This window comes from Pseudomonas sp. S30 (assembly GCF_016518545.1).
Classification (GTDB): Bacteria; Pseudomonadota; Gammaproteobacteria; order Pseudomonadales; family Pseudomonadaceae; genus Aquipseudomonas.
In genome coordinates, this window is the sequence record NZ_JACVTO010000013.1 from 69,055 (window position 1) to 89,821 (window position 20,767).

18 protein-coding genes are annotated in these 20,767 nt (G+C 65.3%); 10 read left to right on the forward strand and 8 right to left on the reverse strand.

The window, feature by feature from the left end:
* Nucleotides 1–68 precede the first annotated feature (68 nt).
* The 4 genes from IAE34_RS15590 to IAE34_RS15605 form a co-directional block, all read right to left on the reverse strand.
* On the reverse strand, nucleotides 69–1,061 hold the full coding sequence (locus IAE34_RS15590; RefSeq protein ID WP_200139858.1) for a lysylphosphatidylglycerol synthase transmembrane domain-containing protein: 993 nt from the start codon (nucleotides 1,059–1,061) through the stop codon (nucleotides 69–71).
* A complete protein-coding gene (locus IAE34_RS15595; protein WP_200139859.1) occupies nucleotides 1,058–1,822 on the reverse strand; it encodes a DUF2334 domain-containing protein in 765 nt (254 codons plus the stop codon). The genes IAE34_RS15590 and IAE34_RS15595 overlap by 4 nt, the downstream gene beginning before the upstream one ends.
* The gene (locus tag IAE34_RS15600; protein ID WP_200139928.1) at nucleotides 1,815–2,906 is read right to left on the reverse strand and encodes a glycosyltransferase family 4 protein; all 1,092 of its coding nucleotides are present in this window, start codon (nucleotides 2,904–2,906) and stop codon (nucleotides 1,815–1,817) included. Before IAE34_RS15600 ends, IAE34_RS15595 begins: the two co-directional genes overlap by 8 nt.
* 190 nt (nucleotides 2,907–3,096) lie before the next feature.
* Nucleotides 3,097–4,971, reverse strand: coding sequence for a methyl-accepting chemotaxis protein (locus tag IAE34_RS15605; RefSeq protein WP_200139860.1), 1,875 nt, complete (start codon nucleotides 4,969–4,971; stop codon nucleotides 3,097–3,099).
* 166 nt (nucleotides 4,972–5,137) lie between these two features.
* Between IAE34_RS15605 and IAE34_RS15610 the strand changes: the two genes are divergently transcribed.
* The gene (locus tag IAE34_RS15610; protein ID WP_200139861.1) at nucleotides 5,138–6,613 is read left to right on the forward strand and encodes a helicase HerA-like domain-containing protein; all 1,476 of its coding nucleotides are present in this window, start codon (nucleotides 5,138–5,140) and stop codon (nucleotides 6,611–6,613) included.
* Nucleotides 6,614–6,688: 75 nt separating this feature from the next.
* Here the strand turns inward: IAE34_RS15610 and IAE34_RS15615 are convergent, their stop codons facing one another.
* Entirely contained in the window at nucleotides 6,689–8,161 is a 1,473-nt protein-coding gene (locus IAE34_RS15615) for an inorganic phosphate transporter (protein WP_200139862.1), read from the reverse strand.
* Nucleotides 8,162–8,461: 300 nt separating this feature from the next.
* Nucleotides 8,462–8,668, reverse strand: coding sequence for a hypothetical protein (locus tag IAE34_RS15620; protein WP_200139863.1), 207 nt, complete (start codon nucleotides 8,666–8,668; stop codon nucleotides 8,462–8,464).
* A 421-nt stretch (nucleotides 8,669–9,089) separates the two neighbouring features.
* Between IAE34_RS15620 and pcaR the strand changes: the two genes are divergently transcribed.
* The 9 genes from pcaR to pcaC all read left to right on the forward strand — a co-directional run bounded on the left by pcaR (nucleotide 9,090) and on the right by pcaC (nucleotide 18,631).
* Entirely contained in the window at nucleotides 9,090–9,959 is an 870-nt protein-coding gene (pcaR, locus tag IAE34_RS15625; RefSeq protein ID WP_200139864.1) for a pca regulon transcriptional regulator PcaR, read from the forward strand.
* Nucleotides 9,960–10,232: 273 nt separating this feature from the next.
* Nucleotides 10,233–11,585 (forward strand): MFS transporter, encoded by a 1,353-nt coding sequence (locus IAE34_RS15630; RefSeq protein WP_200139865.1) that lies wholly within the window; start codon nucleotides 10,233–10,235, stop codon nucleotides 11,583–11,585.
* 205 nt (nucleotides 11,586–11,790) lie between these two features.
* The gene (locus tag IAE34_RS15635; protein WP_200139866.1) at nucleotides 11,791–12,639 is read left to right on the forward strand and encodes a CoA transferase subunit A; all 849 of its coding nucleotides are present in this window, start codon (nucleotides 11,791–11,793) and stop codon (nucleotides 12,637–12,639) included.
* Nucleotides 12,636–13,415, forward strand: coding sequence for a CoA-transferase subunit beta (locus tag IAE34_RS15640; protein ID WP_200139867.1), 780 nt, complete (start codon nucleotides 12,636–12,638; stop codon nucleotides 13,413–13,415). The genes IAE34_RS15635 and IAE34_RS15640 overlap by 4 nt, the downstream gene beginning before the upstream one ends.
* Nucleotides 13,412–14,617: a 3-oxoadipyl-CoA thiolase gene (pcaF, locus tag IAE34_RS15645; RefSeq protein ID WP_200139929.1), complete on the forward strand. Its 1,206-nt coding sequence runs from the start codon at nucleotides 13,412–13,414 to the stop codon at nucleotides 14,615–14,617. The genes IAE34_RS15640 and pcaF overlap by 4 nt, the downstream gene beginning before the upstream one ends.
* Before the next feature lie 147 nt (nucleotides 14,618–14,764).
* Nucleotides 14,765–16,054, forward strand: coding sequence for an MFS family transporter (locus IAE34_RS15650; protein ID WP_200139868.1), 1,290 nt, complete (start codon nucleotides 14,765–14,767; stop codon nucleotides 16,052–16,054).
* 9 nt (nucleotides 16,055–16,063) lie between these two features.
* The gene (locus IAE34_RS15655) at nucleotides 16,064–17,425 is read left to right on the forward strand and encodes a 3-carboxy-cis,cis-muconate cycloisomerase (protein ID WP_200139869.1); all 1,362 of its coding nucleotides are present in this window, start codon (nucleotides 16,064–16,066) and stop codon (nucleotides 17,423–17,425) included.
* Between the two features lie 11 nt (nucleotides 17,426–17,436).
* The gene (gene pcaD / locus IAE34_RS15660; protein ID WP_200139870.1) at nucleotides 17,437–18,228 is read left to right on the forward strand and encodes a 3-oxoadipate enol-lactonase; all 792 of its coding nucleotides are present in this window, start codon (nucleotides 17,437–17,439) and stop codon (nucleotides 18,226–18,228) included.
* Between the two features lie 10 nt (nucleotides 18,229–18,238).
* Nucleotides 18,239–18,631, forward strand: coding sequence for a 4-carboxymuconolactone decarboxylase (gene pcaC, locus IAE34_RS15665; protein ID WP_200139871.1), 393 nt, complete (start codon nucleotides 18,239–18,241; stop codon nucleotides 18,629–18,631).
* Between the two features lie 49 nt (nucleotides 18,632–18,680).
* Here pcaC and IAE34_RS15670 read toward each other — a convergent pair whose 3' ends face one another.
* Together IAE34_RS15670 and IAE34_RS15675 are read right to left on the reverse strand one after the other, a co-directional pair.
* The gene (locus IAE34_RS15670; RefSeq protein WP_200139872.1) at nucleotides 18,681–19,205 is read right to left on the reverse strand and encodes an Mpo1 family 2-hydroxy fatty acid dioxygenase; all 525 of its coding nucleotides are present in this window, start codon (nucleotides 19,203–19,205) and stop codon (nucleotides 18,681–18,683) included.
* Between the two features lie 158 nt (nucleotides 19,206–19,363).
* Nucleotides 19,364–20,617: an OprD family porin gene (locus IAE34_RS15675; RefSeq protein ID WP_200139873.1), complete on the reverse strand. Its 1,254-nt coding sequence runs from the start codon at nucleotides 20,615–20,617 to the stop codon at nucleotides 19,364–19,366.
* Nucleotides 20,618–20,767: the final 150 nt, after the last annotated feature.

A 20,767-nucleotide genomic window follows, 5' to 3' on the forward strand; every position in this document is an offset into this window, starting at 1 on the left:
CGACCCTGATGCATTGGGTGACCAGCACGGCACCGAGTTCGAAGGCGCTGCCCAGCTGTGGCGCGAGCTCAATGGGCCTGACGACGCCAGCGCTGCAGCAGGGGACGCGCCAGCAGATACACGAACACAGGGCCACCGGCCAGCAGGTAGAAGTAATAGGTGATGGCCCGCCAGATCAGGATCGCCGCCGCTGCCGTCGAGCTGCCCACCAGCGGCGACAGCAAGGTCGCCGAGGTCAACTCGGCAGCGCCGGCGCCGCCTGGCATCAGGCTGAACTGACCGGCGCTCAGCGATAGCATCTGCACCAGGAAACTGGGTATCCACGCCAGCTCCACGCCAAGCCCCTGCAGCACCAGGTACAGCACGCTATAGCGCAGCCCCCAGTGCACGCAGGTCAGTGCGAAGACCAGCACGAGCAGGCCCTTGGGCAGGCGCAAGGTCGCCATCAGCGCGCCGATGAAACGCAGCAGCTTGCGCGCCCAGCGTCTCTGGCGCTGGCTCGACATCCCCAGGCGCCGAAGAAGACGGCCATTGCAGCGCATGACCCTGCGCCGGTAGCGCAGCATCAGCACGCAGGCCGACAGTGACAGGCACAGCAGCGCCGTGCTGCCCAGCAACAGGCTTTCCTGACTGCGCCCGAGGCTGTGAAAGAGCGCATAGCCGGCGATGGCCAGCATGGCGCAGAAGAAGAACAGCAAGTCGTTCAACTGGTCCATGGCGAACACCGCGCCGCTGCGTGAGGCTGCGATTCGCTCGCGCGCCAGCAGGGCCATGAGCGTCACCGGCCCGCCACTGCCACCCGGGGTGGTGCAGATGGCGAATTCGGTGGCCATCACCACCCCCAGGGCGCGTAGTCGTCCCAGCTGCGAGCCGTGCTGGCCGAGCAGCAGGCGCAGGCGTGCGGCGTTGATGATCCAGCACAACGCGATCATGCCCAGCAGCGTGGCCAGCAGCAGCGGGTCGAAGGCCTGCAAGCGCGGCCACAGTTCGCCACCGCCCAGCAAACCGGGTACCAGCACGGCCAGCAGCAGCGCCAGACCCAGCCAGAGCAGGCGACTCATGCCGACAACCTGCGCTCCAGCCAGGCGGATTTGGTCAACGGCTCACGGCCCTGTTCCAGGAGCTGGCGCAGGGTGCGCAGCCAATAGTCGCGCGAGCTGGCATGACGCATGTCCACCGGGTGCAGGCCCAGACGCAGGGTTTCGGCGCTTTGCCAGCGCCTGGCCTGCCAGTCGCAGAGCGCCCGCGACAGCCCACGCCGCCAGGCGCTGCGCGCGCTCCACACTAACCCTGGGGCCTGAATGGCCGTGAAGTCGGGCAGGATGTGCAGGTGCTGCGGGGTGCTGGTATAGCGCAGCGGTAAACCGCGCAGGGCCTCGCGGGTGCCCTCGCTCATCAGCCAGGCCGGGGCGACGAAGCCTGCCACCGGCCAGCCTTGCCGGGCGAACAGGGCCAGACCGGCCTCCAGCCGCTCCCGGGCGTCGCTGCGGTCCAAGGCGTAGAACTCGCCCTCGTGGGTGTAGATCCGTCTCATGAAAAACTCACGCGGCCCGTGCGGGGCAGGTCCGTCATCGGCGTGATAGAAGCCGTGCAGGGCCAGTTCATCTCCCAGCGCCAGACGCCGATCGAGCAGCCGGCAAAAAGTCGGTGAGCCGCTCAAGGGATTGCGATGGTGAAAGTCTGGCACCACCAGCCAGGTCATGGGCACCGACCCCAAGGCGTCGACCGCCTCGACGAACGGTTGGTAGTCCGCCCATGTTTCGGGGGCGACATCGTGCAGCACCAGCATCAGGCTGCGTGGGCGGGAGTTGGCCTCAACCATGGGCGCGTACCGCTGGCGAGTGTCCAAGCACGGCCTGATAATGCTCCAGCAGCCCCTCAACGACGCGGTCCCAGGCGTAGTGTCGCTCCACCTGCTGACGGGCCCTTTGTCCAAGGGCGGTCACGTCGTCTTCGAATGCTTCGCGCACTGACTGGGCCATGGCCTTGGCGTCGTTGGGTCGGCACAAGCGTCCCCAGCGCTCGTCGACCAGCTCGCTAAAGGCGCCAGCACGCACGGCCACCACCGGCGTGGCGCTGGCCATGGCTTCGAGAATCACCAGGCCGAAGGTTTCCTGGTCGCCGGCATGCACCAGCAAGTCGGCGCTGGCCAGCAGCCTGGCCACCTCTGCGGCCGGGCAGAATTGACGGCTGATGCTGACGTTGTCCGGCACATGGGTCGGCATGCCCGATCCCACCAGCAGCAGGTGATAATCGCTGCCCAGATGGCGCATGCAGTCCAGCAGCACCGGCAGGTTCTTCTCGCGCGAGCCGCGCCCGGCGAATACCAGCAGCCGGGTCGTGTCGGCCAGGCCGAGCTGCGCCCTTAGCTGGTCGTCGTGCTTGTCGGGGTGAAACAGTTCCAGGTCGACGCCCAGGGGCTGGACGTGAACGTCGCGCACCCCCAGGCGGCTGAGCTTGTCGCCCATTATTTGGCTGGGCGCCAGCACCCGGTCGAAGTTGCCATACAGTTTGCTCACGTAGGCTTCCACATTCGGTGTGAACCAGTTACCCATGCGATTGCCCACCAACAGCGGCAGATCGGAGTGGTAGAAGCCGATCACCGGAATGTCCAGCTGGCGGCGCGCTTCCAGGGCAGCCCAGGCGGTCAGGTAGGGATCGCCGACCTCGATCAGGTCGGGCTGCAGGCCGCGCAGCGTGTTGCACCAGGGCGCCAGGCGGACGGGGAAGCGGTAACCCTTGCCAAAAGGCAAGGGCAGGGCAGGGACCTGGTAGATACCGTCGGCATGGCCGGCGCTGGCACCTGGGATCAGCAGGCTGTGGCGCACGCCGGGCAGGGCATCGAGGCGAGGGTGTTTGGCATCAAGATAGGTTCTCACACCACCGCTGGCAGGGGCGTAGAACATGGTGATGTCAGCGATATGCACGGTCAGCTAACCTCCAGGGTCGTCTTCGGTCTGTCATCCGGCAGTCACGAATAGGTGATGACGCGCTGACGATTGACCGTACTGGAGGGGCCTTCGTTCGATCGGGATCGAGCGCCCGGCCGCCTCGACCGCCGGCAAGCGAGTCGCCGGACAGCCGAGCGGGCGGGGCTCAGATGCGGAAGCTGCCCACCAGTTGCTTGAGGCGCGTGGTCTGCCGCTCCAGGTCGGCGCAGGCGCGCAGCGTGGCCTGCAGGTTCTCCACGCCTTCCTGGTTGAGCATGTTGATTTCGTTGATGTCCATGTTGATCGATTCGACCACCGAGGTCTGCTCTTCGGTCGCGGTGGCCACCGACTGGTTCATGCCGTCGATCTCGCCGATGCGCTGGGTCACGCTACCCAGTCGTTCGCCCGCCTGGTTGGCGATCTGCACGCTGTCCTGGCTGTGGCGCTGGCTCTGGCCCATGGTCTCCACCGACGTGCGCGCGCCCACTTGCAGCTCCTCGATCATCGACTGCACCTGCTGCGCCGACTCCTGGGTGCGATGGGCCAGGTTGCGCACTTCGTCGGCCACCACGGCGAAGCCACGGCCGGCCTCGCCGGCGCGCGCCGCTTCGATGGCCGCGTTGAGCGCCAACAGGTTGGTCTGCTGTGAGATGCTTGTGATCACCTCGAGAATCTGCCCGATGTCGACGGTCTTGCCGTTGAGCGTCTCGATGTTGGTGCTTGAGCTGACGATCAGGTCCGAAAGGCGGTTCATGGCCTGGATGCTACGCTCGACCACCTGCTGGCCTTCTTCGGCCAGCACCCGCGCCGAGCTGGCATGCTGGGACGCCTGGGCCGCATTGCCGGCGATTTCCTGGGCGGCGGCGCCCAGTTCGTTGATGGCGGCAGCCACGCTGTTGGTGCGGTTGGCCTGCTCGTCGGAGTTCTGCATGGACGAGTTGGAAGCGCTGATCACCCGCAGGGCCACTTCACTGACCTGTTCGGTGGCCGAGGACACCTCGCGGATCGAGCCGTGCACCCGCTCGACGAAGCGATTGAAGGCACTGCCCAGCACGCCGAACTCGTCGTTGCTGTGCAGGGTCAGGCGCTTGGTCAGGTCGCCTTCACCCTCGGCGATGTCTTCCATGGCGCGGGTCATGGTGAGCAGCGGCTGCATCAGCACACGGATCAGCAGGCCGAGCAGGGCGATGATGATGACGACCGCCACCACGGTCGCGATCACCGCCGAAGTACGGAACGTGCTGAGCATGCTGAAGGCCTTGTCCTTGTCCACCGACAGACCGATGTACCAGTTGGCCGAAGGCAGCCCCTCGATGGGGGTGAAGGTGACCAGGCGCTTGTGCCCATCGACGTCCACTTCGGTGAGGTCACGGGTCAGGGGCGGGGTGTGCTTGGGGAAGGCTTCGCTCAGTGGCTTCATGACCAGCGCGTTGTCCGGATGCACCAGGATCTTGCCCTGATCGTTGACCAGGAAGGCGTAGCCCATGCCGCCGAAATTCAACGAGTTGATGATCTGCACCAGGCCATCGAGCGCCAGGTCGCCGCCGACCACGCCCAGGCTCGAGGCGACTTTGTCGATGACGCCGATCACCATTTTGCCAGTGACGGCATCGATGTAAGGTTCGGTGAGAATCGGTCCGCCTGCATTCATGCCGTTCTTGTACCAGTCCCGCACCCGAGGGTCATAGCCGTCGGGCATCTTGCTGTCGGGGCGCACGCTGAAACCGCCGTCGACCTTGCCCAGGTAGACCGTGAGGAAGCTGGTGGTCAAGGCCTGCTGGCTCATCAGCGTTTCGGCAGCGGCCGGCTGCAGGGCGATGTTCTGCGCGAGGTTCTCGACCAGACGGATACGCCCGTCGAAAAGACTGCGGATGTTGGTAGAGGTGGACTGGCCCATCTCCACCAGGTAGTTCTCCAGATCCTCGCGAATGGCATTACGCTGGAGATAGTCGTTGTACAACGTGAAGAGGGCGAAGGCCAGTATCACGATGAGGGAGGCCGCCAAGAGAATCTTGTGGCTGAAACGAAGACTTTTATTCATCACGTAATCCGGTCCGCTATGTTTATTGGGTCGCTCGTACAGTGCCCGGCAGCAGGAAAAAGGGTGCAACAACCTGGCCTCGAAGGATTGTTTCCCTTGGTTGGGCAATCAACGCCTCTGGCTATCGGCCGGTGTGGGGTAAAGCTTGAGAATAGGAATTAAGAAGATGTCGGATTCTTCCCAAATAGTTGTAGGTGCTGGAGATGACGGCCAGCCCGTCGCTCAGGCCATGCGCCTGGCCAATCGCCATGGGTTGGTGGCCGGCGCCACTGGTACCGGCAAGACGGTGACCTTGCAGCGCCTGGCCGAAGTGTTCAGCGACGCCGGTATCCCTGTGTTCGCAGCGGACATCAAGGGCGATCTGTGCGGGCTGGGCGCGGCGGGCGCGCCCCAGGGCAAGGTCGCAGAACGTATCGCCGACATGCCCTGGCTCGACCATCGTCCCCAGGCTTACCCAGTCACCTTGTGGGATATCGCCGGTCGAAGCGGTCACCCACTGCGCACTACCTTGAGCGAAATGGGTCCGCTACTGCTGGGCAATCTGCTGGAGCTGACCGACAGCCAGCAGGCGGTGCTGTACGCTGCCTTCAAGGTTGCCGACCGCGAAGGCTTGCTGCTGCTCGATCTCAAGGATCTCAAGGCGTTGCTGGCCCATCTCAAGGACAATCCCCAGCTGCTGGGCGAGGACCGGGCGCTGCTGACCACCAGTTCTACCCAGGCAGTGCTGCGACGGCTGGCGATCCTCGAGCAGCAAGGTGCCGAGGCGTTGTTCGGCGAGCCGGCCGTGCAGCTGCAGGACCTGATGCAGGTCGACGCCCAAGGCCGTGGGCGGATCAACCTGCTTGATGCCAGCCGTCTGGTACATGAGGCACCCAAGGTCTACGCCACCTTCCTGCTGTGGTTGCTGGCGGAGTTGTTCGAGCAGTTGCCCGAACGCGGCGATGCCGACAAGCCGCTGTTGGCCCTGTTCTTCGACGAAGCGCACCTGTTGTTCAATGGCACGCCCAAGGCTTTGCAGGACCGCCTGGAGCAGGTGGTGCGGTTGATCCGCTCCAAGGGCGTCGGGGTGTATTTCGTCACCCAGTCCCCCAGCGACCTGCCCGACCCGGTGCTGGCCCAGCTTGGGCTGCGCATTCAGCACGGGCTGCGCGCCTTCACCGCGCGTGAGCAGAAGGCGCTGCGCGCCGTGGCCGACGGCTTTCGCCCGAACCCGGCATTCGACACCCTGGCGGTGCTCACCGAGCTGGGGATCGGCGAAGCGCTGGTCGGCACCTTGCAGGACAAGGGCACGCCCGAGCCGGTGCAGCGCGTGCGAGTAGCGCCACCGCAATCGCGCATCGGCCCGCTGAGCGAAGCCGAGCGTCGGGCGCTGATCGCCGGATCGCCGCTGGCCGGCCGCTACGATCAGCCCATCGACCGCGAGTCGGCGTATGAATTGCTCACCCAGCGCAAGGGCGAACCGGTCGAGCCGGCGCCGCAGCCCAAGGCCGAGCAGGAGGGCTTCGCCGAAAAGGCCGGTGAGTTCCTGCAGGGCGCAGCGGGCCAGGCCATCAAATCGGCGATGCGCCAGGCGGCCAATCAATTGGGAAGGCAGTTGGTGCGGGGGCTGATGGGATCGTTGCTGGGCGGCAGGAAGCGCTGAAACGCGCGCTGGGAGGACGAGAAGAGGGGCGGCACGCGCGGGCCACGGCAACGGCCCGCGCGCAAGCATCGAGGGTCAGCCGATGACCTTGGACGCCAGCCAGAACAGCCCGGCCGCCAGGCCCATCGAGGCGGGCAGGGTCAGCACCCAGGCCAGCAGGATGGTCTTGACCGTACCGCCTTGCAGGCCGCTCTTGTTGGCGACCATGGTGCCGGCGACACCCGAAGACAGCACGTGGGTGGTCGAGACCGGCAGGCTGAAGACGTTGGCCATGCCGATGGCGCAGGCGGCGGTGATCTGCGCCGACATGCCCTGGGCATAGGTCATGCCCTGCTTGCCGATCTTCTCGCCGACGGTGAGAACCACCCGGCGCCAGCCGACCATGGTCCCCAGGCCCAGGGCCAGGGCGACCGCGACGATGACCCAGAACGGGGCATATTCGGTGGTGGCGGTGAGGTCCTTGCGCAGTTTGTCCAGGTCGGACTTCTCGCGAGTATCCAGGCCCGGCAGCTTGCCTACCTTCTTCGCGGTGTCATCCAGGCACAGCAGGTAGCGACGTACTTCGACCCGACGTTCGGCGCTCAGGTCACGGTAGTCGGTGACACCCTGCAGCGAGCTTTGCAGCGCGGCGATGGTCGGTTCGGTCTGCTGCGGGTTGCAGCTGAACTGCTCCGGCAGATCGTTCGACTTGGCCTTGCCCAACGCCAGGAATTCGCCCAGCGTACTGGCGTTGCGCTGGTAGAACTGGCTCATGTGCAAGGTGGCGTCGCGGGTGCGTTCGATCTGGTAAGTGGTGCTGTTCAAATCCAGCACGAACTTGGCCGGGACGATGCCGATCAGTACCAGCATGATCAGCCCGATGCCCTTCTGGCCATCGTTGGAGCCGTGCACGAAGCTGACCCCCATGGCCGAGATCACCAGCACCAGGCGATTCCAGAACGGTGGGTGCTTCTTGTCGTCGAGCTTGCGTCGCTGATCGGGCGTCTTGTGCATTTTCGACAGCGGCCGCCACCATTTCAGCCCGATCAGCACCAGGGCGGCGATCACGAAGCCGGCGATGGGCGAGACCACCAGCGACAGGGCGATGTCGATCGCCTTCTGCCAGTTCACGCCATCGCCCAGGGCGATATCGTTGAGCAGCGCATTGGCCAGTCCCACGCCGAGGATCGAGCCGATCAGGGTGTGCGAACTGGAGGCGGGAATACCGAAGTACCAGGTGCCCAGGTTCCAGGTGATGGCGGCTGCCAGCAGGGAGAACACCATCGCCAGGCCGTGGCCGGTGTTGACGTTGATCAGCAGCTCGACCGGCAGCAGGTGGACGATGGCATAGGCCACCCCGACACCGCCGAGCAGCACCCCGAGGAAGTTGAATACACCCGAAAAGAACACGGCCAGATGAGGCGGCATGGCTTTGGTGTAGATGACGGTGGCCACCGCGTTGGCGGTGTCATGAAAGCCATTGATGAACTCGAATGCGAGCACGAAGGTAAGGGCGAGCACCAGGCTCACGGCTACCCAGGCATCCAGTCCGCTGAATAAATCGATCATGAAGGTTTTCTGGCGGTCGTAGGGGGGGCGGATTATGCCAGAAAACCATGGCAATCGATGCCCCCCTTGCAGGCAGATGGCAGGATTTCCCCCGCGACCGGCTCCAAGGCTTGACCGAGATCAACCTGTAGATCAGCGAGCAACTGCTTCGAAAAGTCGCGAATAGGCGAAGAAAGCACAATGCGGACGCAGGTAGCGATGTCTCAAACGAGCGTATGAAATTTGTATGATGATGTATTCAAGGCCGCGCGTGGCCATCAGCCGGTCGCCATCCGGCTGGGGTGCCACCCGATTTTGCGGTCAGGTGGCAGCCCCATCCGGGCGCAGCTCTTTTTCCATCTTTTCCAGTTCTTCGGAGAAGGCCTGATCCAGCAGGCTGGCACGTTTGCGCCACGGTTTGCGCTCGGGTTCCGGTTGGGCAGCATAAGTGGTGACTTCACCACCATAAACATCCTTGTAACGTTCTGCCTGGCGCTCGAGTTCGGCGCGCAGTTCATCTTTCGTCACAGTATTGACCTGAATGAGTTGAAGTAGCCTGGCGGGTGCCTGGCTGCGAGTTCCGTATTCAACACCGGACAGCACCGGTGCCGATGATTATAACGATCGCATTCGCCGCTTGAACAGGCGGTGACATGCGACGTCGGGAAACAATGTGTCTGCGCGTATCGATAGAGAAAGTACGGGCGGCACGTGGAAGTTGGAGAGTCAGGGCAGGCAAAAGTTCGCGCGCACGAAGTGCAAATGAAAACGGCCTCGCCGTGGGGCAAGGCCGCTGCCTCGAGTCTTCAGCGGTGGGTACCTGACCAGTCTCTCCAAAGAAGCCACAAGGGCATTGGAAAGGTATAAGCAAACGTGTCAGCGGTCAATTGCGATTATCGGCCGTTTGTTCGATAATCGCACAAAGCGCCGTTTTAATTGAGGTCTGTCGATGAACGAAGAAAAGCCGCCTGCACCCTCCAGCGATTCGTCGCGTCTCGTGAGCCCGGCCATGGCGCCGCCGATCGTGGCTTCGCCAGCCAAACGCATCCAGGCATTCACCGGCGATCCCGACTTCATGACATCGCTGGCACGGGGGCTCGCCGTCATTCAGGCGTTCCAGGAGCGCAAGCGGCACCTGACCATCGCCCAGATCAGCCACCGCACCGAAATCCCCCGAGCCGCTGTGCGCCGCTGCCTGCACACCCTGATGAAGCTTGGCTACGCCACGTCGGACGGACGCACCTATTCACTGCTGCCCAAGGTGCTCACCCTCGGCCATGCCTACCTGTCGTCGACTCCGCTGGCAGTCTCGGCCCAGCCCTATCTGGATCGCATCAGTGAGCAGCTTCATGAAGCGGCCAACATGGCTACGCTGGAAGGCGACGACATTCTCTACATCGCCCGGTCGGCGACGGTGGAACGCCTGATCTCGGTCGATCTCTCGGTGGGCGGTCGCCTGCCGGCCTATTGCACCTCCATGGGACGCATCCTGTTGGCGGCGCTGGACGACACCAGCCTGCGCGAGTACTTCGAGCGTGCCGATCTCAAGGCCCGCACCAGCCGCACTCTGAACGATCCCGAATCGTTGTTCGCTTGCATTCAACAGGTCCGCGCCCAAGGCTGGTGCGTGGTCGACCAAGAGCTGGAGCAGGGCTTGCGTTCGATCGCCGTGCCCATCTACGACGCTTCGGGCCAGGTACTGGCAGCCTTGAACGTCAGCACCCATGTCGGCAGGGTGACGCGCAGCGAGCTGGAACAGCGCTTTCTGCCGATTCTGCTCGCTGCAAGTCGCGACCTGTGCCACCAGTTGTTCGGCTGAACCGGCGACCCTCGCCAGTTCTCGTTCGGTAATCGCACGAACTCGTTGCAACCCGATTGCACCCTCGCCGGGCGCTGATTACTGTTTCTCGCACCGGTCGGCGCCGCCGACCGCACAATAACAACACGAGAGTTCGCCATGATCACCACCTTGTCGCTGCCCGGCGCAGTCACCCGCCAACCCAGCTGATCGCCTCGCCCGTACCCGGATGTTCCAGCCCTGTGCCTGTTCTGGCGCAGAGGTGTACCTGCGCCCATCTTCTGGATAACGACTATGAATACACCCCAAACCGCCGTCGGCCAATGCCTCGACGTCCAGGCTTTCATCAACGCCCAACCCCTTTCGCGCTATCAGTGGCGCGTGGTCATCCTGTGCTTTCTGATCGTGTTCCTCGATGGCCTGGACACCGCCGCGATGGGTTTCATCGCGCCGGCGCTGTCCCAGGAATGGGGCATCGACCGCGCGAGCCTGGGCCCGGTGATGAGCGCTGCGCTGATCGGCATGGTGTTCGGTGCCCTGGGCTCCGGTCCGCTCGCCGATCGCTTCGGCCGCAAGGGCGTGCTGGTGGGGGCAGTACTGGTGTTCGGCGGCTTCAGCCTGGCGTCGGCCTATGCTGGCAACGTCGATCAGTTGCTGGTGCTGCGTTTTCTCACCGGCCTGGGGCTAGGCGCAGGCATGCCCAATGCCACTACGCTGCTGTCCGAATACACCCCCGAGCGCCTGAAGTCGTTGCTGGTCACCAGTATGTTCTGTGGCTTCAACCTGGGCATGGCGGCGGGCGGTTTCGTGTCTGCCAAGCTGATTCCTGCCTACGGTTGGCACAGCCTGCTGGTACTGGGCGGGGTGTTGCCGTTGCTGCTGGCGGTGGTGCTGCTGCTGTGGCTGCCGGAGTCGGCGCGCTTTCTGGTGGTGCGCAACCGTGGCAGCGATGCGGTGCGACGCACCCTCGCACCCATCGCCCCGACGGTGGTGGCGCAGGCTGGCAGCTTCAGCGTGCCTGAGCAGAAAGTGGTGGCTTCGCGCAACGTCTTCGCGGTGATCTTCTCCGGCCGCTATGGACCCGGCACGGCGCTGCTGTGGCTGACCTACTTCATGGGCCTGGTGATCGTCTACCTGCTGACCAGCTGGCTGCCGACCCTGCTGCGCGACAGTGGCGCGAGCATGGAGCAGGCCGCGTTCATCGGTGCGCTGTTCCAGTTCGGCGGCGTGCTCAGTGCAGTCGCCGTAGGGTGGGCGATGGATCGATTCAATCCGCACAAGGTGATCGGGCTGTTCTACCTGATGGCCGGTGTGTTCGCCTACGCAGTGGGGCAGAGCCTGGGCAACATCACCATCACCGTACTGGCGATCCTGGTACTGATCGCCGGCATGTGCGTGAACGGCGCGCAGTCCGCCATGCCGTCGCTGGCCGCGCGTTTCTACCCCACCCAGGGGCGTGCCACCGGGGTGTCGTGGATGCTCGGTATCGGTCGTTTCGGCGCGATTCTCGGGGCCTGGAGCGGCGCGACCCTGCTGGGTCTGGGCTGGACCTTCGAGCAGGTGCTCACCGCGCTGCTGGTGCCGGCTGCACTGGCCACCGTCGGCGTCATCATCAAGGGGTTGGTAAGCCACGCCGACGCCACCTGAACATCTTTCTGCGTATGCCCACGCCGGTCGTGGGCCTACGCAGAGGGTCGACACGGGGTGGAATCCGTTATGACTCACTCAAACCGTTCGATCACCGCACCAAAGGTCGATTATCGGATTGTCGCACCCCGGCGGCGTCCTTAATCTGACCCCCATCGCAGCCGCGCTGCATCCGTAATCGACTCAGCCTGACCAGGAGTCTGCAATGGCAGCAATTCTCTCGCTTCACGATGCCGTGAAGCAGTTCGTCCACGATGGCGACTGTGTCGCCCTCGAAGGTTTCACCCACCTGATTCCCACCGCCGCTGGCCATGAGATCATTCGTCAGGGCAAGCGCGACCTGACCCTGGTGCGCATGACCCCGGACCTGATCTACGACCAGTTGATCGGTGCTGGCTGCGCCCGCAAGCTGATTTTCTCCTGGGGCGGCAATCCGGGCGTGGGCTCGCTGCATCGCCTGCGCGACGCGGTGGAGAAGCAGTGGCCCCACGCTCTGGAAATCGAGGAGCACAGCCACGCCGACCTGGCCAACGCCTACGTCGCCGGCGCTTCGGGCCTGCCGTTCGCGGTACTGCGTGCCTATGCCGGTTCCGACCTGCCCAAGGTCAACCCGCTGATTCAGTCGGTCACCTGCCCATTCACCGGTGAAGTGCTGGCTGCCGTGCCCTCGGTGCGCCCGGACGTCACCGTGATCCATGCGCAGAAGGCCGACCGCAAGGGCAACGTGCTGCTGTGGGGCATTCTCGGGGTGCAGAAGGAAGCGGCGCTGGCGGCCAAGCGCTGCATCGTCACCGTGGAGGAAATCGTCGACGACCTGCAGGCTCCGATGAACGCCTGTGTGCTGCCGACCTGGGCGCTCAGTGCCGTGTGCCTGGTCCCAGGCGGTGCCCACCCGTCCTACGCCCACGGCTACTACGAACGCGACAACCGCTTCTACCAGGCCTGGGACCCGATCGCCCGCAGCCGCGAATCCTTCACCGCCTGGATCGACACCCACATCCGTGCCACCGCCGATTTCACCGAGTTCAAGCGCACACTGGAGGCCGTACAATGAGCTACTCCACCTCCGAAATGATGACCGTGGCCGCGGCCCGCCGCCTGCGCAACGGCGCGGTCTGCTTCGTCGGTATCGGTCTGCCGTCCAAGGCCGCCAACCTGGCGCGGCTGACGTCCTCGCCCGATGTGGTGCTGATCTACGAGTCCGGCCCGATTGGCGCCAAGCCCAGCGTGCTGCCGCTGTCGATCGGCGATGGCGAGCTGGCCGAGACCGCCGACACTGTCGTGCCGACCGGCGAGATCTTCCGCTACTGGCTGCAGGGCGGGCGCATCGACGTGGGCTTCCTGGGCGCGGCCCAGGTCGACCGCTTCGGCAACATCAACACCACCGTGGTCGGTGATTATCACGCCCCCAGAACCCGACTGCCGGGTGCTGGCGGCGCACCGGAAATCGCCGGCTCCGCCAAGCAGGTGCTGATCATCCTCAAGCAGTCGCCCCGAGCATTCGTCGAGACCCTCGACTTCGTCACCTCGGTCGGCCATGGCGAGGGCGGCGATTCGCGCAAGCGTCTGGGGCTGCCGGGTGAGGGACCGGTGGGCATCATCACCGACCTGTGCATCATGGAGCCGGAGGCGGGTAGCCACGAGTTCGTCGTCACCTCGATCCACCCTGGCGTGACCCGCGAGCAGATCATCGCCGCCACGGGCTGGGCCATCCGCTTCGCCGACAGCGTGCCCACCACCGAGGCCCCGAGCGATGCCGAGCTGACCGCGTTGCGCGAGCTCGAAGCGCGTACGGCCGCCGCCCATGGCCAGAGCGCAGGAGAAGCCTGATGCGCGACGTATTCATCTGTGACGCCATCCGCACCCCGATCGGCCGCTTCGCTGGCGCCCTGGCCAGCGTGCGCGCCGACGACCTGGCGGCGCTGCCGCTCAAGGCGCTGGTCGAGCGCAACCCGCAGGTGCAGTGGGCGCAATTGGACGAAGTGTTTCTCGGTTGCGCCAACCAGGCCGGCGAGGACAACCGCAACGTCGCGCGCATGGCGCTACTGCTGGCCGGGCTGCCCCAGGAGGTGCCGGGGGTGACCCTCAATCGCCTGTGCGCCTCGGGCATGGAGGCGGTGGGCACGGCCTTTCGCGCCATCGCCTGCGGCGAGATGGAGCTGGCCATCGCCGGCGGCGTCGAGTCCATGTCGCGGGCGCCGTTCGTCATGGGCAAGGCCGAAAGCGGCTTTTCGCGCAGCATGAAGCTGGAAGACACGACCATCGGCTGGCGCTTCGTCAACCCGTTGATGAAGGCCCGGTACGGTGTCGATGCCATGCCCGAGACCGCCGACAATGTGGCCCGCGACCATGGGGTGTCGCGCGCCGACCAGGATGCCTTTGCCCTGCGCAGCCAGCAGAAGGCGGCCGCAGCCCAGGCCGCCGGCTATTTCGCCGAAGAGATCGTGCCGGTACGCATCGCCCACAAGAAGGGCGAGATTCTGGTGGAGCACGACGAGCATCTGCGACCGGACACCACCCTCGAGGCGCTTGCCCGACTCAAGCCGGTGAACGGTGCCGACAACACCGTTACCGCGGGCAATGCCTCCGGCGTCAACGACGGTGCGGTAGCGATGATCCTGGCCTCGGCCGAGGCGGTGCAGCAGCATGGCCTGACCCCACGCGCCCGGGTACTGGGCATGGCCAGTGCCGGAGTCGCGCCGCGGGTGATGGGGGTCGGTCCGGTGCCGGCGGTACGCAAGCTGTGCGCTCGGCTGGGGCTGGCGGTGACCGACTTCGACGTCATCGAGCTCAACGAAGCCTTCGCCAGCCAGGGCCTGGCGGTGCTGCGCGAGCTGGGCGTGGCGGACGATGCTGCGCACGTCAACCCCAACGGTGGGGCGATAGCGCTGGGGCACCCGCTGGGCATGAGCGGTGCTCGCCTGGTGCTCACGGCCCTTCACCATCTGGAGAAAACCGGCGGCCGACGCGGCCTGACCACCCTGTGCGTTGGCGTGGGCCAGGGCCTGGCGTTGGCCATCGAGCGGGTCTGACCGCGCGGCCCGGACGAGTCAGGGCGCGCTGAGCAAGCGCGCAGGCCTGGCAAATTCGGGCGCCGCCCGCCATGCGACCTATCGCTGAACGAGACTGTTACCGGGTATGTCTAGACTTCACGGTATCTCTCCAGGAGCAAGAAACCCATGACCTCTGTTCACTACACAGGCGAAGAGCGCAAAAGCCGCATCTTCGCCATCGTCGGTGCCTCCTCGGGCAACCTGGTCGAATGGTTCGACTTCTACGTCTACGCCTTCTGCGCGATCTACTTCGCGCCGGCCTTCTTCCCCTCCGACGACCCCACCGTGCAATTGCTCAACACCGCCGGGGTGTTCGCCGCCGGCTTTCTGATGCGCCCGATCGGCGGCTGGATCTTCGGTCGTCTGGCCGACCGGCATGGCCGCAAGCACTCGCTGATGATCTCGGTGCTGATGATGTGCGCCGGTTCGCTGCTGATCGCCTGCCTGCCCACCTACGCCAGCATCGGCGCCTGGGCACCGGCGCTGCTGCTGCTGGCGCGGCTGGTCCAGGGCCTGTCGGTGGGCGGCGAGTACGGCACCACCGCTACCTACATGAGCGAGGTGGCCCTGCGCGGCCAGCGCGGCTTCTTCGCCTCGTTCCAGTACGTCACGCTGATCGGCGGCCAGTTACTGGCGGTGCTGGTGGTGGTGATCCTCCAGCAACTGCTCAGCGATGAGGAGTTGCGTGCCTGGGGCTGGCGCATTCCGTTCGTGGTCGGCGCCATCGCCGCGCTGGTGTCGCTGATGCTGCGCCGTTCGCTCAAGGAAACCAGCAGCGCCGAGACCCGCCAGGACAAGGACGCCGGCAGCATCGCCGGGTTGTTCCGCAACCATGGCGCCGCGTTCATCACCGTGCTGGGCTACACCGCGGGTGGCTCGTTGATCTTCTACACGTTCACGACCTACATGCAGAAGTACCTGGTCAACACGGCCGGCATGAACGCCAAGAGCGCCAGCTTCGTGATGACCGGCGCGCTGTTCCTGTTCATGATCCTGCAGCCGGTGTTCGGCATGTTGTCCGACCGTATCGGACGGCGCAATTCGATGCTGTTGTTCGGGGCGCTCGGCACGTTGTTCACCGTGCCCCTGCTGATGGCCCTGAAGACCGTCAGCAGTCCGTTCATGGCCTTCGTGCTGGTGTCGCTGGCCCTGTGCATCGTCAGTTTCTACACCTCCATCAGCGGCCTGGTGAAGGCCGAGATGTTCCTGCCCCAGGTGCGTGCGCTGGGCGTGGGCCTGGCCTACGCCGTGGCCAACGCGGTGTTCGGCGGGTCTGCCGAATACGTGGCGCTGGGCCTGAAGAGCCTGGGCATGGAAAACACCTTCTACTGGTACGTGACGGGCATGATGGCCATCGCCTTCCTGTTCAGCCTGCGCCTGCCCAAGCAGGCGGCGTACCTGCACCACGATCACTGAGGCGCCTCGATGAGCCACCCAGACAACCACCTGTTCGACGCCTATTTCACCGCGCCGGCCATGCGCGCGATCTTCTCCGACCAAGGCCGCTTGCAAGGCATGCTCGACTTCGAGGCGGCCCTGGCCCGTGCCGAGGCCAGTGTGGGGCTGGTGCCGCACACGGCGGTGCCGGCCATCGAGGCCGCCTGCAAGGCCGAGCGCTATGACGTCCAGGCCCTGGCCCAGGCCATCGCGGTGGCGGGCAACTCGGCGATCCCGTTGGTCAAGGCCCTGGGCCGGGTGGTGGCGACGGGCGTGCCCGAGGCCGAGCGCTATGTGCACTTGGGCGCGACCAGCCAGGATGTCATGGACACCGGTCTGGTCCTGCAACTGCGCGACGCCCTGGCGCTGGTCGAGGAGGATCTGGCCGGCCTGGCCGAGGCCTTGTCGCGCCAGGCCCTGCAGCACGCCGACACGCCGCTGGTGGGCCGCACCTGGCTGCAGCACGCCACGCCGGTCACCCTGGGCATGAAGCTGGCTGGCGTGCTGGGGGCGCTCACTCGTCATCGGCAGCGTCTGCGCGAGGTGCGCCCGCGCTTGACCTGCCTGCAGTTCGGCGGCGCCTCCGGCAGCCTGGCCGCATTGGGCAGCAAGGCACTGCCGGTCGCCGAAGCGCTCGCCGCGCAGTTGCACCTGAGCCTGCCCGAGCAACCCTGGCACACCCACCGCGACCGTCTGGTGGAGTTCGCCTCGGTGCTGGGGCTGGTGGCCGGTAGCCTGGGCAAGTTCGGTCGCGACGTCAGCCTGCTGATGCAGACCGAGGCCGGCGAAGTGTTCGAGCCCTCGGCGCCTGGAAAGGGCGGTTCCTCGACCATGCCGCACAAGCGCAATCCGGTTGGCGCGGCGGTGCTGATCGCTGCCGCCACCCGCGTACCGGGGCTGCTGTCGACTTTGTTCGCCGCCATGCCTCAGGAGCACGAGCGCAGCCTGGGGTTATGGCATGCCGAGTGGGAAACCCTGCCGGAGATCTGCTGCCTGGTCTCGGGCGCCTTGCGCCAGGCGCGCATCATCGTCGACGGCCTGGAAGTGGATGCCGAGCGCATGCGCCGCAACCTCGACCTGACCCAGGGCCTGGTGCTGGCCGAGGCGGTCAGTATCGTGCTGGCTCAGCGCCTGGGGCGTGACAAGGCCCATCACCTGCTGGAAACCTGCTGCCGCCGCGCGGTGGCCGAAGGGCGCCACCTGCGCGCCGTGCTTGGCGAGGATGCCGAGGTCGCCGGCCAGCTGAGCGCCGAAGAGCTGGACCGCCTGCTCGACCCTGCCCATTACCTGGGCCAGGCCCGCGTCTGGGTGGCGCGGGCGGTGGCCGAACATCAACGTTTCACTGATTGAAGGAGACCGCTGTGGCGCATGTGCAATTGGCCGATGGCGTACTGAACTATCGACTCGACGGCCCCGAAGATGCCCCGGTGCTGGTGCTGTCCAACTCATTGGGCACTGACCTGGGCATGTGGGACACGCAAATTCCTGCATGGTCCCGACACTTTCGCGTGCTGCGTCATGACACCCGCGGTCATGGCGGATCGCTGGTCAGCGAGGGGCCTTACAGCATCGAGCAATTGGGGCGCGACGTGCTGGCGCTGCTCGACCACCTGGACATTTCCCGTACGCATTTCTGCGGCTTGTCGATGGGCGGGTTGATCGGCCAGTGGCTGGGTATCCATGCCGGCCATCGCCTGGAGCGGTTGGTGGTGTGCAACACGGCGGCCAAGATCGGCTCCCCGGATACCTGGAACCCACGCATCGAGACCGTGCTGCGCGAAGGCGCGGCCGCCATGCGCGGCCTGCGCGATGCGTCCATCGAACGCTGGTTCACACCCGCCTGGGCGCGGGCCAACCCCGAGCAGGTCGCGCGCATCACCGAGATGCTCGCCAGCACCTCGCCGCAGGGCTATGCGGCCAACTGCGCGGCGGTGCGCGATGCCGACTTCCGTGACCAGTTGGACGCCATCGCAGTGCCCTTGCTGGTGATTTCCGGTGAAGCGGACGCCGTGACGCCACCCGCAGGCGGTCAGTTCATCCAGCAACGGGTGCAGGGCGCTCAATACGCTGGCTTCCCGGCTGCCCATCTGTCCAACGTCGAAGTCGGCGAGCCGTTCACCCGCCGCGTGCTCGACTTCCTGCTGGCCCGCTGAGGAGCATCCCATGGACGAAAAACAACGTTACCAAGCCGGCATGCAGGTGCGCCGCGCCGTGCTCGGCGATGCCCACGTGGACCGAAGCCTGGAGAAGCTCAACGACTTCAACGGTGAGTTCCAGGAGATGATCACTCGCCACGCCTGGGGCGATATCTGGACCCGTCCGGGGCTTGACCGCCACACCCGCAGCCTGATCACAATCGCCATGCTCATCGGCATGAACCGCAACGACGAACTCAAGCTGCATCTGCGCGCCGCGGCCAACAATGGCGTGACCCGCGAGCAGATCAAGGAAGTGATCATGCAGAGCGCGATCTACTGCGGCATTCCTGCCGCCAACGCCACCTTCCACCTGGCCGAGTCGGTGTGGGACGAGCTCGGCGTCGAGTCGCGCGGCTAGGGCAGGGAAGGGGTTTCCATTCGGCAGGTCCCAGTGGAAACCCCCGCGTCTAGACCACCGCGGGCTTGCGGCGCATGGCTACAGGTCCGGCCCTGTCTTGCACCGCGCGCTTCAGCGCGGGACACAGACCGAGCATGAAGGCCAGCTCGGCCACCACGAACAGCGGCCCGATGATCAGCCCGCTCAGGTCATCGACGAATGCCGGTTTGCGTCCTTCGTAGGCGTGCCCGACGAACTGGATGATCCAGCCCACCACGAACGCACCCAATCCCACACTCAGCCATAGCCCAGTGGGCTGTTGCGCGAGCCATTGCCCGGCCCACAGGCACAGGCCCAGCAACGCGCCCATCACCAGCGCGAAGCGCAGGTCCAGGCGCCAGTAGAACACCACCGAAGCGGTGGCCAGCGCCAGCGCTGGCGAAAGCCACACACCTGCGACACTCCAGCCCGGCCGTGACAGCAGGATGCTCACGGCCAGCACGATCAGCGGTATGCCGACGAAATGCGTGACGATGTTGCGCGGGTCACGGTGATAGCCCGCGTACTGACTCAGATGATCGACGAGGTTTTTCATTATTGTCCCTCCCTCTGGGCGTAGCCGCTTGCCTGACGATCAGGCAAAGGGTCGCTGGCGATGAGGATAGCCTGACTCCGATGGGTCTGGAATCTGTCAGCCGGAGTACAGGCGCATTTCACCCAGCGTTCGGCGCCATCGCGGCGCTCAAGCCGCGTTCACAGCAGATTCAGCGGATAGTTGACGATCAGCCGATTTTCGTCGAAGGCGTTGGTATTGAAGTCGCGGCGCATGGTCGAGTTGCGCCAGCGCACCGACAGGTCCTTGAAGGCGCCCGACTGTATCACATAGGCCAGCTCGGTTTCCCGCGCCCACTCCTTGCCGTCGCGAGTGCTGGCGGTGTGAACATTGTCGCCCTTGATGTACCGGTTCATCAGCGTCAGGCCAGGCACGCCCAGAACCGCGAAGTTGTAATCGTGGCGCACCTGCCAGGAGCGCTCCTTGGCGTTGTCGAAGCTGGAGTTGTAGCTGTCGTTGGCCAGGGTGCCACCACTAGCGCCATTGACCCGCATCCATTCGTCGTCGCCGCTGACCTGCTGCAGGCCCAGGTAGAAGGTATTGCCGCCATGGCGTGCGGAAAACAGCGCCGAGGCGGTGCGGTTGTCCAGCCGACCGGCTCGCGCGGCGCCGTCGTCCTTGCCGATGAAATAGCCCAGGTTGGCGCCGAGGGTCCAGTCGCCCAGGGGCTGGCTGTGCAACAGGTTCAGGTACTGCTGCTGGTAGATGTCTTTTAGCTGCGCGTGCCACAGGCCGACCTGGGTGCGCTTGTCGTTGAAGGCGTACTCGCCGCCCGCGAAGTTGAAGCGATCGGAGGTGAAGGCGGGGCGGCTGAACAGGGCCAGGTCGTCCATGCTGGCATCGTTGCGCGGGCTGTTGGCGCGGAACTGACCGCCATAGAGCGTCAGCCCGGCGATTTCCCGGGAAGTGATCTGGGCCCCGCGCAGGGTCTGCGGCAGCGAGCGGCCATCGTCGGCGCGCAGGATCGGCAGTACTGGCATCCATTCGCCGACCTTCAGTTCGGTTTGCGAAATCCGCGCCTTGAAGGCCACGCCCAGGCGCCCGAAGTCATCGGCCGGCCGGCCGTCGTCATGCACTGGCAGCAATTGCGTGCCGGCCGTGCCTTTACCGCCGTCGAGCTTGAGCGAGTAGAGGCCGAGCACGTCGACCCCAAAGCCCACGGTGCCTTGGGTAAAGCCAGAGCGGGCATCGAGGATGACGCTCTGCGTCCATTCCTCGGCCTTGCCCTGGGGCCGCGCGGGGTCGACGAAGTTGCGGTTGAAATAGAAGTTGCGCAGATTCAGGGTGGCCTTGGCATCGTCCGTGAAACCGCCATCGGCAGCCAGGGCCGGAAAGGTGCAGGACAGGGCCAGGAGGCCCGGCAGCCAGGTGCGTGCGGGTTGCAGAATGCTCATCGATGTTCGATCTCTTGTTTTTATGGGCGAGCCGAAGCGCTGCAGTGATCGCTGCAGATCGGCGCTAGGTGATGAACCTGTGCAACGTTGCGGGGCAAATGGTGCGTCAGACGCGCCGGGTCAGGCAATTCGCCGGGCGCGGAACGGGGC